An 11,569-nucleotide genomic window follows, 5' to 3' on the forward strand; every position below is an offset into this window, starting at 1 on the left:
TTCATCCCTGGGTCTTCTGGATAGCTGCGCGGAGCACCTGGCGGTCGTCGAAGGGACGGATCACCCCGGCGATGTCCTGGCCCTGTTCGTGGCCCTTGCCCGCGATCAGCACGGTGTCGCCCGGCTGCGCGCGGGCGACGGCCGCGGCGATCGCGGCGGCCCGGTCCTCGAAGACCTGGACCTCTCCGCGCTCGTGCGCCGGCACCTCCGCGGCGCCCGCGAGCATCGTGGCGAGGATGGCGAGGGGGTCCTCGCCACGGGGGTTGTCCGAGGTCAGTGTCGCGGTGTCGGAGAGCCGGACCGCGGCGGCGCCCATCGGCATCCGCTTGGTCTTGTCCCGGTCGCCGCCGCAGCCGAGGACGATGTGCAATTTGCCCTCGGTGACCTTGCGCAGGGCCTTCAGGACGGATTCGACGGCGTCCGTCTTGTGCGCGTAGTCGACGACCGCGAGGTACGGCTGTCCGGCGTCCACGCGCTCCAGGCGGCCGGGTACGCCCGGTACGGCGGCGATGCCGTCGGCGGCGGTCTGCGGGTCGATCCCGGCGACGGCGAGGGCGACGATCGCGGCGAGCGTGTTGGCCACGTTGAAGGTGCCCGCGAGCGGCGACCTGGCGGTGATCCGCTCGTCCTTGGGGCCGACCGCGACGAAGACCGAGTCCATCGGACCGACCCGGACGTCCTCGGCGCGCCAGTCGGCGTCGGGGTGTCCCTCCGCGGAGAACGTCACCACGGGGACGCCGGCCTCCTTGACGAGCCTGCGGCCGTATTCGTCGTCGAGGTTGACCACGCCGAGCCTGCTGCGCTCCGGCGTGAACAGCTGCGCCTTGGCCTGGAAGTAGTCCTCCATGCCCGAGTGGAACTCCATGTGTTCCGGGCTGAGGTTGTTGAAGACCGCGATGTCGAAGACGCATCCGTCGACCCGGCCGAGGACCAGGGCGTGGCTGGAGACCTCCATGACGACCGCCTCGACGCCGCGTTCGCGCATGACCGCGAACAGCGCCTGGAGGTCGGTGGCCTCGGGGGTGGTGCGCTCCGACTTGATGCGCTCGTCGCCGATGCGCATCTCGACGGTGCCGATCAGCCCTGTGCTGCGGACGCCCTTGAGACCGCCCTCGACGAGGTACGCCGTGGTGGTCTTGCCGGACGTGCCGGTGATGCCGATCTGCAGCAGGTCGCGGCCGGGGTGGCCGTAGATGGAGGCGGCCAGCTCGCCCATCGAGCCGCGCGGGTCGTCCACGACGAGGACCGGCAGGCCGGTGGCGCGGGCCCGGTCGGCTCCCGTCGGATCGGTCAGCACGGCGACGGCGCCGAGGCCGGCGGCCTGCGTCACGAAGTCGGCGCCGTGCATCCGGGCGCCGGGCAGCGCGGCATAGACGTCGCCCGGGCGGACGGCGCGGGAGTCATGGGTGATGCCCGTGATCCCGGCGTCGACCGCGGCGCTCTCTGGGTGGTCCGCACCCAGCTGACCGGCGAGCTCCGCGAGGGGTGTGGCGGGGTTCTGAACCGGTCGCGGCGGCCCCGGATATGTCACAGGGACGCCCTTCTGGGTGGTTTGGGACTGATCAGCGTGTGGCACGGCGGTGAGCGTACCGGGCACACCCCCGCCGGAGCGAAGCGAGGGGCGTGGCGGAACGGGCGGCGGGCCGTCGTTGCCTGGGTCGGGAGTGATCGTTGTCACGAGCTTGTTCCTGGTCGGTGTTCCGGGCGGTGCACCGGGTGTTCCGGGCGGTGCCGAGGGGGGGGCCGGCGAAGGCGTGCCGGCGTCGGTCAGGGCGTGAAGGTGACGGGAAGTCTGTCGGCGCTGTCCCCGGTGGGCGGTACCTGGAGGGTCTTCAGCGCGAATTCCAGGACCTCCTTGTAGACGGGTCCGCAGATCTGGCCGCCGAAGTAGCTGCCCTTGGTGGCGTTCTGGATGGCGCAGTACACGGTGACGCGGGGGTTGTCGGCGGGTGCGAAGCCCGCGAAGGACGAGGTGTAGCCGCGGTAGCGGCCGGTGGCCGGATCCACACGGTTGGCCGTGCCGGTCTTGCCCGCCACGCGGTAGCCGGGGATGCGCGCCTTGGCGCCGGTGCCCTCCTCGTCGTCCACGACGGACTCCAGCATGTGCGCCAGGGTCTTCGCGGTCTTCTCGCTGACGACTCGTGTCTTCTTGGCCTCGGCGGCCGGGGTGAACTGCCCGTCGGCTCCCTTCGTGCCGCGGACGAGTGTCGGCTCCACGCGTACGCCGCCGTTGGCGATCGTCGAGTAGACCGAGGCCGCCTGCATCGCGTTGACGGACACGCCCTGGCCGAAAGGAATCGTGTACTGCTGGGAGGTCGACCACTGGTCGGCGGGGGCGAGGATGCCCTTCGTCTCGCCGGGGAAGTCCAGGCCGGTGTATCCGCCGATGCCGAACTTGCGCAGGTACGAGTAGAGGACCTTGTTGGCCGCCTCCTGGGTCTTGCCGAGCTGTCCGGTGGCCAGGATGGTGCCGATGTTGCTGGACTTGGCGAGGACGCCGTTGAGCGTCAGGTACCAGGTCGGGTGGTCGATGTCGTCCTTGAAGAGCCGGTCGCCGCGGTGCAGCCGGTTGGGCACGGTGACATGCGTGGCGGGGGTCGCGGCGCCCTCCTCCAGGACGGCGGCCATCGACATCACCTTGGCGGTGGAGCCGGGCTCGTAGGCGTCCTCCAGGCCCCAGTTGTGCAGGGCTCCCCCGTCGGCCTTGGACAGGTCGTTCGGGTCGAAGCCGGGCGAGTTGGCCATCGCGAGGATCTCGCCGGTCCTGTTGTCCTGCACTATGACGTACCCGCGGTCCGCCTTGGACTTCTCGACCTGCTCGGCGATGGCGTGCTGCGCGGCCCACTGGATGTCGCGGTCGATCGTCAGCTCCACCTCGGAACCGGCCACCGCGGGCTTCTCCGTGGAACCGGCGGTCGGGACCTGCCGACCGCCGGACTGGGCGTAGCGGATCTCGCCGTCCTTGCCGGACAGGTCTCCGTTGAGCTGCTGCTCGATACCGCCGCCGCCATTGCCGTCGGCGTTGACCCAGCCCAGTATCCCGGCGCCGAGTTCACCGTTCGGGTAGACCCGCTTGCTGCTGGGTTCCTGGAGGACGCCCGCCAGGATGTTCGCGGGACCGCCTTCGCCGGCCTTCTCGGCGAGGGTGCTCTTCAGGCCCTTGATCTGCGTCCAGACCTGGGGGGTCTGACGGCGGGCGAGCACTACGTAGCGGGTCTTCTCCGTCCGGAGCTTGTCGGCGAGTTCGTCGGTGTCCTTGCCGAGGATCGGGCCGAGCAGGGCGGCGGCCTGCTCGGGGGCGTCGCCTGTCTTCGTCGCCTTCCTGGTGAAGAGCGTGGGGTCGGCGGTGATGTCGTTGGCGTCCACGCTGATCGCCAGGTCGACGCCGTTGCGGTCGGTGATCCCGCCGCGCGCGGCGGCCAGGGTACGGCTGAGGTACCGGTTCTTCTCGGCCTTGGCGGTGTACTCGCTCGCGTCGACCGCCTGCACCTGGAGGAGCCGTACGACGAAGGCGATCAGTACGAGGGCCAGGGCGAGGCTGACCAGGCGCAGCCGCGGCCGGGGGCTGCCCAGCCGGATGACGCGCGGCGTCTTCGTGCGGGGCGACGCGGGGCGGCGGACGGGCCGGGCGCCCGGTCCGGGGCGGCGCTGGCTGCCGGTCTTGGCGGGGCGGGCGGACCCGCCGGGTTTCGAGGACCGGGCGGGCGCGGGCACCCTGCGGCGCGGGGGTTCCCTGTCGGACACTTCCGTCACCTGCCGGGAATCGTAGAGGTCGGCGTGGGCTGCGCGGCGCTCTCCGTGGCCGGCTCCGGCGCCCCGGTGGATGCCGGGGTCCCGGTGGCCGTCGGGGTGGGCTCCGGGGACGTCGCGGCCGGTTCCGGGTCGAGCGCCTCGGGCGGCCGGATCACGGGCACGCGCACGGACGACTGCTCGGCGGCCGCGCTGGGGACACCGCGGACGGTGCCGTCGGGGTTGAGGAAGGCCGGGTCGCCGCCCGGCACCATGCCGAGTTCGCGGGCGCGGCGCTGGAGGGCGTCGGGGGCGGAGTAGGCGTCCACGTCACGCTGGAGCGCCTGTTCCTCGTCGGTGAGGCTCTTGGTGTCCTTCTGGAGGTCGTCGAGCTGGAACGATCCCTCGCTGAGGGCGGAGTTCAGCACCAGGAGCCCGATGAGACCGCCGCCGAGCAGCAGCACGACCAGGAGGACGAAGGGGGTACGGGCGGCCTGTCCGGAGCCGGTCGGGAAGAGCCGCGCGAGCCGGGCCGCTCTCCCCCTCAGTTCGGGTTTCTTATTCACTCACCCTCCAGGTGAGTTCGGGTTCCTGGCCGGTGGGTCCGGATTTCCGGCCCCAGTGCCCGGTGAGTTCGGTCGTCCAACTCACGCACCCTTCCGTCACTCGGCGTCCTCCCTGATGCGCTGCGCCCCGCGCAGCCGCGCGGGAGCGGCCCGCCGGTTCTCCGCGACCTCTTCCTCGGTGGGGAGTTCGGCACCGCGCGTGAGGAGCTTGAGCCGGGGCTGGTAGCGCTCGGGGACGACCGGCAGTCCGGGCGGCGCGGTGTTGGCGGCGCCCGCCGCGAACACCTGCTTCACCAGCCGGTCCTCCAGGGAGTGGTACGACAGCACGGCGATCCTGCCGCCGACGGCGAGCGCCTTCACGGCGGCGGGGATCGCCCTCTCCAGGACGGTGAGTTCGCCGTTGACCTCGATGCGCAGCGCCTGGAACGTGCGCTTGGCGGGGTTGCCGCCGGTGCGCTTGGCCGCCTGCGGCAGGGAGTCGCGGATCAGCTCGACGAGCCGCGCGCTGTTGGTGAACGGCTCCTTGTCGCGCTCACGGACGACCGCGGACACGATCCGCTTGGCCTGCTTCTCCTCGCCGTACGCCCGCAGGATCCGTACGAGTTCGCCGGGCGCGTAGGTGTTGAGCACCTCGGCCGCGCCGATGCCGGTCGTCTGGTCCATGCGCATGTCGAGCGGCGCGTCCTGGGCGTAGGCGAAGCCGCGGTCCGCCTCGTCGAGCTGCATGGAGGAGACGCCCAGGTCGAAGAGGACGCCCTGGACGCCCGCGATGCCCAGGCGGTCGAGCACGTCGGGGAGTTCGTCGTAGACCGCGTGCACCAGGTCGGCCCGGTCGCCGAAGGGCGCGAGCCGTTCCCCGGAGAGGCGCAGTGCCTCCTTGTCGCGGTCGAGGGCGACCAGACGGGCCTCGGGGAAGCGGGCGAGCAGTGCCTCGCTGTGGCCGCCGAGGCCGAGGGTGCAGTCGACGACGACGGCTCCCGGTGCCTCCAGTGCGGGGGCCAGCATGTCCAGACACCGCTGGAGCATCACCGGGACATGTCGACTCTGGCTCAAGGGGCCCTCTCAGGTCCGCGCGGCCGGTACGCACCGCCGGGTCCCCGCCCGCCCGTGGTCGTCACGGGAGACACCCCTCGGCTTGCCGAAGGGAAGGCCTGCCGGCGCCGGAAGCGTCAGCCGACCGGAAGCGGGAGGAGGCCGAGCCGTACGTACGCGCCGCGCACGCGAGGAGATCCCGGCATGTCGCCGGGCCTCCGGGGTTTAGCAGTCCAGCAGGGAGGACAGCTCGCCTCCCGCTTCGCGTCACTTTAGTCCACGGTGTCTCGCGGTCAATGAACCGGCCTGCGCGTCGCGACTCTCCCCCGCGATCAAGCGAGAACCTGGTGTTTTCCACCCGAACGGGTGCACTCGGTCCACCCTTGTGGGTTACCTCACAACAACGCTCATTGATGTTCTTTGTCCCCTCCCACAGCGGGCCCGAACAGCACGTGCCCCTTACCGTCATAGGTATGACGACTTCCGCATCCGTTCCCACCGAGCCCGAGGCCGCCACGTCCCGCCCCGGCACCGTCACGGACCGCCTCGTCGACGCCAACGAGCGGTACGCCGCCGCGTTCACCGACCCGGGCATGGACGCCCGGCCGGTCCTGCGCGTCGCGGTCGTGGCCTGCATGGACGCCCGTCTCGACCTGCACGACGCGCTCGGCCTCGAGCTCGGCGACTGTCACACCATCCGCAACGCGGGCGGCGTCGTCACCGACGACGTGATCCGCTCGCTCACCATCAGCCAGCGCGCGCTCGGCACCCGCAGCGTCGTGCTCATCCATCACACCGGCTGCGGTCTGGAGTCCCTCACCGAGGAGTTCCGCCACGACCTGGAGATGGAGGTCGGCCAGCGCCCGGCATGGGCGGTCGAGGCGTTCCGCGACGTCGAACAGGACGTCCGGCAGTCCATGCAGCGCGTGCGGACCTCCCCGTTCCTTCTGCACTCGGACGACGTACGTGGTTTCGTGTTCGACGTGAAGACGGGCCTCCTGAGTGAGATAGACCCCACCTGACGCCAGTTGGACCCGGCCATAAAGCGCAAGACCCGACATATCACGGCCAGTTATCCACAGGCGGATGACACGAACCGGTAACGGCAACAAGAATGCGTGTGTGGCGTCGCGCGGAACTTTTCAAGCGTGGCGTCCGTGTTCGGGGTGGGCCGGTTCGCATCGCAGCGTGTCGGCCCGGAGAAAGAACGGGCCGAGGAGGGCCGGGTGACGACCTATGACGATCGAGCGAGCCTCACAGATCTGACCGCCACTGTGGAGAGAGTCCGCAGTTCGGTGGAGGAAGTGATCGAGGGCAAGCCTGAGGTCGTACGGCTTTCGCTGACCGTGCTGCTCGCCGAGGGACATCTGCTCATCGAGGATGTCCCCGGCGTCGGCAAGACCATGCTGGCCAAGGCACTGGCGCGGTCCATCGACTGCTCGGTGCGACGTATTCAGTTCACGCCCGACCTGCTGCCCTCGGACATCACAGGGGTGTCCATCTGGGACCAGCAGAACAGGGAGTTCGAGTTCAAACCGGGGGCGATCTTCGCGCAGATCGTGATCGGCGACGAGATCAACCGCGCGTCGCCCAAGACCCAGTCGGCGCTCCTGGAGTCCATGGAGGAGCGCCAGGTCACCATCGACGGGCACACCTACGAGCTGCCCAGCCCCTTCATGGTGGTGGCCACGCAGAACCCGGTCGAGATGGAGGGCACCTATCCCCTGCCGGAGGCGCAGCGGGACCGTTTCATGGCCCGGGTCTCCATCGGCTATCCCAGCGCGGAGGCCGAGCTGCAGATGCTCGACATCCACGGCGGGGCCTCCCCGCTGGACGACCTCCAGCCGGTGGCGCACGCCCACGAGATCCTCAAGCTCATCGACGCGGTCCGCACGGTCCACGTCGCCGACGCGGTCCGCCGGTACGCGGTCGACCTGGTCGGCGCCACGCGCAGCCACCCGGACCTGAGACTCGGCGCCTCGCCGCGCGCAACGCTGCATCTGCTGCGCGCCGCGAAGGCCTCCGCCGCTCTCAGCGGCCGGGACTACGCACTGCCGGACGACGTGCAGGCGCTGGCCGTGGCGGTCCTGGCACACCGGCTGCTGCCCACCGCCCAGGCCCAGTTGAACCGTCGTACGGCCGAGCAGGTCGTCCTGGAGATCCTCCAGCGCACGGCCGTGCCCTCGGCGCCCCAGGCGCCGGGCGGCCCGGCGATGGGCCGGGGCACGTCCGCCTTCGGCCAGCAGCCGCCCCGGAGGCTGTGATGACGGGCGGGGGGATGCCCGCGGTGCCGGCCGAGGAGGACCAGGGCGGGATGCGCACGGCTCTCGCCGGGCTCACCACGCGCGGGCGGTCGTTCCTGGCCGCCGGCATCGCGGCCGCCATCTGTGCGTACGTCCTGGGGCAGAGCGATCTGCTCCGGGTCGGACTCCTGCTCGCCGTCCTGCCGCTGATCTGCACGGCCGTGCTGTACCGCACGCGCTACCGGGTCGCCGGCAGCCGCCGGCTCTCCCCCGCGCGGGTGCCGGCCGGCTCGGAGGCACGTGTCCATCTGCGGATGGACAACGTCTCGCGGCTGCCCACCGGTCTGCTGATGCTCCAGGACCGGGTGCCGTACGTGCTGGGGCCGCGGCCCCGGTTCGTGCTGGACCGGGTCGAGGCGGTCGGCCGGCGCGAGGTGTCGTACCGCGTGCGTTCGGACCTGCGCGGGCGCTACCCGCTGGGCCCGTTGCAGCTGCGGCTCAGCGACCCCTTCGGCATGTGCGAGCTGACCCGCTCCTTCTCGACGTACGACACCCTCACCGTCGTCCCGCGCGTGGAGCCCCTGCCGCCGGTCCGGCTGACCGGCGAGGCGAAGGGGTACGGCGACGGGCGGCAGCGCTCGCTCGCGCTGGCGGGCGAGGACGACGTGATCCCGCGCGGGTACCGCTACGGCGACGACCTGCGCAGGGTCCACTGGCGGCTGACCGCGCGGTACGGCGAGCTGATGGTGCGCCGCGAGGAACAGCCGCAGCGGTCCCGCTGCACGGTGCTCCTCGACACCCGGGGCATCGCCTTCGACGGCGCGGGCCCCGACTCGGCCTTCGAGTGGGCCGTCTCGGGCACCGCGTCGACGCTGGTGCACATGCTCGAACGGGGCTTTTCCGTACGTCTCCTGACCGACACCGGCACCTCGGTGCCCGGCGAGGGCGCCGACGGGTTCGCAGGGGCCAGCCAGGAGTCGGCGGACGCGGCGGGGCTGATGATGGACACCCTCGCGGTGATCGACCACTCTGACGGTACGGGCCTGTCCCGGGCGTACGAAGTGCTGCGCGGTGGCAACGAAGGACTTCTGGTGGCCTTCCTCGGCGACCTGGACGAGGAACAGGCGTCGGTGCTCGCCAAGATGCGCCAGCGCAGCGGCGGGGCGATCGCCTTCCTGCTGGACAGCGGGGCATGGGTGCGGGGCGCCCCCGACGAACAGGGCGAGGAGCGGCTTCGGATGCTGCGTGAGGCGGGCTGGACCGCTGTGGCCGTCCCACCGGGCGTCGGCCTGGCCGACCTGTGGCGGGAGGCGGACCGACAGCGCAACGGGGTCGCGTCCACGGGCAGCACGGCAGGAGGCGGTGGCTCATGAGCGGGCGCGCGCGACTGGCGCTGTGCGCCGCGGCGGCGACCCTGATGGCGTCCTGCGCCCTGCTGCCGCTGGTCGATCCGGCGTCCTGGTTCCTCCAGGCGGCGTTCCTGGTCGCGGTGCAGACCGGGGTGGGCGCGGCGGCCCGGCGGGTGCCGCTCGCACGGCCGCTGACGATCGCGGTGCAGGCGCTGGTGACCCTGATGCTGCTGACGCTGTCGTTCGCCCGGGAACACGCCGTCGCCGGGCTGCTGCCCGGCCCCGATGTCTTCCGTTACTTCGGTGAGCTGCTGCAGGCGGGCGCGGACGACGTCAGCAGGTACTCGATCCCGGCGCCGCTCTCCGACGGCATCCGTCTGATGATGGTCGGCGGGGTCGTGGTGATCGGACTCGCGGTGGACGCGCTCGCGGTGACGTTCCGCAGCGCCGCCCCCGCAGGACTGCCGCTGCTCGCGCTGTACTCCGTCGCCGCGGGCCTCGCGGACGGCGGCGCCGGATGGATCTGGTTCCTGCTGGCGGCCACCGGATATCTGGTGCTGCTGCTCGCCGAGGGCCGTGACCGGCTCTCGCAGTGGGGGCGTGTCTTCGGTGGCGGGCCCCGCGCACCGGGCGGAGACCCCTCGGGCGGCGCGACCGCGCCCGTCCGGACGGGACGGCGGATCGGAGCCGTCGCGCTCGGTGTCGCGCTGGTCGTTCCGCTCGCCCTGCCCGCGCTCGACGGCGGGCTGCTGGACGCCGCTCGCACGGGTGTCGCCGGGGGTTCCGGCGGGGGCAACACGATCTCCGCGGTGAACCCGCTGGTCTCGCTCAGCGACAGCCTGAACGTGGACGAGGACCGCGAGGTCATGTCCTACCGCACCAACTCCGAGGAGACGCAGAACCTGTATCTGCGCATAGTCTCGCTCGACGAGTTCGACGGCACGGCGTGGAAGCCGGCCAAGCGGCACGTCGAGGACGTGCCGGGGTCGTTCCCGACACCTCCCGGTCTCAGTGACGACGTCCAGCGCACCGAGGTGCAGACGAGGATCTCGGCGGCCGACTGGTACGCGCAGGACTGGCTGCCGCTGCCCTACCCGGCCAGCCAGGTCGGCATCAACGGCAAGTGGCGGTTCGAGCCCGTGGGCCGCACGCTCGTCGGCGACCACGGCCAGACGACCCGCGGCCAGGAGTACACGGTCAAGAGCCTGATCGTGCAGCCGACCGCGGATCAGCTCGCGAACGCGCCCGAGGCGCCGGAGGTCCTGAAGCGCGAGTTCACCAAGGTGCCGAACTCGCTGCCGCCGGTGGTGGCCGCGACGGCACGGGAGATCACGGCGGACTCGTCCAACGACTACGAGCGCGCGGTGAAGCTGCAGGACTGGTTCGCCCTGGAGGGCGGCTTCACGTACGACACGGAGGTGAAGGTCGGCAGCGGGTCGCAGGCGATAGCCCGCTTCCTCAGGGACAAGGAGGGCTTCTGCGTCCACTTCTCCTTCGCGATGGCCTCCATGGCCCGCACGCTGGGCATACCGGCGCGGGTCGCGGTGGGCTTCACACCCGGTTCGCCCAAGTCGGACGGCACGATGTCGGTGGGGCTGCGGGACGCGCACGCCTGGCCCGAGCTGTACTTCGAGGGCGTGGGCTGGACCCGCTTCGAGCCGACACCGAACCGGGGCTCGGTCCCCGAGTACACCCGCACGGACACGCCCGGCGCGACTGTCCCCGACCCGGACGCGCCGTCGCGTTCCTCGTCCACGGCACCCTCCGCCGCTCCTTCGGGCAGCGAGGAGTGCACGGCGGCCGAGAAGAAGCTGGAGCAGCCCTGCGCCAGCGACTCCCCGCAGGCGGCGTTCGGCGCGACGAACGACGATCCGCCGTGGTGGCTGTCCCTGCTCCTCTGGCTCGCGGGCGGACTCGCCGTGGGCACACTGCCGCTGCTGCCGATGCTGTGGCGGATGCGGACCCGGTCGGTGCGGCTCGGTTCGCACAACTGGATCACATCGGACACCGGGGGCTCCGGTTCGGCGGCCTGGCGGGACGCCGGTGGCGACGGAGTGCGGGACGTCCGGCTCGAATCGCACGGCCGGGGCGACGCCCGTACCGCGGCCGTCGCGCTGGAGGCCTGGCGGGAGGTCAGTGACACGGCGTGGGACTTCGGTATCCCGCCCGACGACTCGCAGACACCGCGCAAGGCGGCGGCGCGGATCGTCCGCGTCGGGCAGCTGGAGCCGGAGGCAGCGGCCTCCGTCCACCGGATCGCCGACGCGGTGGAGCAGGTGCTGTACGCGCCGAACCCCCGGCCGGCCCCCGGACTGGGCGCCGACGTCCGCCGGATGACCCAGGGCCTGCGGGCCACCGCCAGCCAGGGCACGCGCCTGCGCGCACTGCTCGCACCGCGCTCGGCCGTCCGGGTGGTGTGGGCGGCCTCCGAGAGGTGGCACGCGCTGAAGTACCGCGTGGCGACCCGCTGGACGGCCCTGATCCGACGCCCGTCGGGACAGGGCAGCAGCGGAGGCTGACCGGCCGCCGCCGAGGCAGCGCAGAGGGGGTGGGGGCCCCCGGGGCGGGGGGGGGCCCCCCCGTCGGGGGTAGGGGCCACCCCCCGTCTGATTTAAAAAAAAAAAGCAGGCCGCGAGTTTTGGGGTTTTGA

At 71.7% G+C, this 11,569-nt stretch carries 8 protein-coding genes; 4 read left to right on the forward strand and 4 right to left on the reverse strand.

All coding sequences use genetic code 11. From position 1 onward, the window contains the following. Window position 1: 1 nt before the first annotated feature. The 4 genes from ACFVH5_RS26445 to rsmH all read right to left on the reverse strand — a co-directional run bounded on the left by ACFVH5_RS26445 (window position 2) and on the right by rsmH (window position 5,348). Window positions 2-1,678, reverse strand: a complete 1,677-nt coding sequence (locus tag ACFVH5_RS26445; RefSeq protein ID WP_385836256.1) for a UDP-N-acetylmuramoyl-L-alanyl-D-glutamate--2,6-diaminopimelate ligase — start codon at window positions 1,676-1,678, stop codon at window positions 2-4. An 89-nt stretch (window positions 1,679-1,767) separates the two neighbouring features. Further along, window positions 1,768-3,744, reverse strand: a complete 1,977-nt coding sequence (locus ACFVH5_RS26450; RefSeq protein ID WP_385836262.1) for a peptidoglycan D,D-transpeptidase FtsI family protein — start codon at window positions 3,742-3,744, stop codon at window positions 1,768-1,770. A 5-nt stretch (window positions 3,745-3,749) separates the two neighbouring features. Continuing rightward, window positions 3,750-4,295, reverse strand: coding sequence for a septum formation initiator family protein (locus tag ACFVH5_RS26455; protein WP_385836257.1), 546 nt, complete (start codon window positions 4,293-4,295; stop codon window positions 3,750-3,752). 96 nt (window positions 4,296-4,391) lie between these two features. Further along, entirely contained in the window at window positions 4,392-5,348 is a 957-nt protein-coding gene (gene rsmH, locus ACFVH5_RS26460; RefSeq protein WP_385836258.1) for a 16S rRNA (cytosine(1402)-N(4))-methyltransferase RsmH, read from the reverse strand. 452 nt (window positions 5,349-5,800) lie between these two features. Here rsmH and ACFVH5_RS26465 point away from each other — a divergent pair, with 452 nt between their 5' ends. From ACFVH5_RS26465 to ACFVH5_RS26480, 4 genes are all read left to right on the forward strand, one after another. Next, window positions 5,801-6,349, forward strand: coding sequence for a beta-class carbonic anhydrase (locus tag ACFVH5_RS26465; protein WP_384809326.1), 549 nt, complete (start codon window positions 5,801-5,803; stop codon window positions 6,347-6,349). Between the two features lie 204 nt (window positions 6,350-6,553). Further along, the gene (locus ACFVH5_RS26470) at window positions 6,554-7,591 is read left to right on the forward strand and encodes an AAA family ATPase (RefSeq protein ID WP_385836259.1); all 1,038 of its coding nucleotides are present in this window, start codon (window positions 6,554-6,556) and stop codon (window positions 7,589-7,591) included. Continuing rightward, window positions 7,591-8,943 (forward strand): DUF58 domain-containing protein, encoded by a 1,353-nt coding sequence (locus ACFVH5_RS26475; protein WP_385836260.1) that lies wholly within the window; start codon window positions 7,591-7,593, stop codon window positions 8,941-8,943. Before ACFVH5_RS26470 ends, ACFVH5_RS26475 begins: the two co-directional genes overlap by 1 nt. After that, window positions 8,940-11,438 carry a DUF3488 and DUF4129 domain-containing transglutaminase family protein gene (locus ACFVH5_RS26480; RefSeq protein ID WP_385836261.1) on the forward strand — a complete coding sequence of 833 codons (2,499 nt, stop codon included), beginning with the start codon at window positions 8,940-8,942 and terminating at the stop codon, window positions 11,436-11,438. The genes ACFVH5_RS26475 and ACFVH5_RS26480 overlap by 4 nt, the downstream gene beginning before the upstream one ends. The last annotated feature ends 131 nt before the right edge of the window (window positions 11,439-11,569 follow it).

It is taken from the genome of Streptomyces sp. NPDC127119 (genome assembly GCF_042677425.1).
In the GTDB taxonomy this organism is placed as follows: Bacteria; Actinomycetota; Actinomycetes; order Streptomycetales; family Streptomycetaceae; genus Streptomyces.

What these genes read in the sequence shown, in the direction of transcription:
- ACFVH5_RS26465 (WP_384809326.1), top strand. Translation starts at nt 5,801, where the DNA reads ATGACGACTTCCGCATCCGTTCCCACCGAGCCCGAGGCCGCCACGTCC.
- ACFVH5_RS26475 (WP_385836260.1), top strand. Translation starts at nt 7,591, where the DNA reads ATGACGGGCGGGGGGATGCCCGCGGTGCCGGCCGAGGAGGACCAGGGC.
- ACFVH5_RS26480 (WP_385836261.1), top strand. Translation starts at nt 8,940, where the DNA reads ATGAGCGGGCGCGCGCGACTGGCGCTGTGCGCCGCGGCGGCGACCCTG.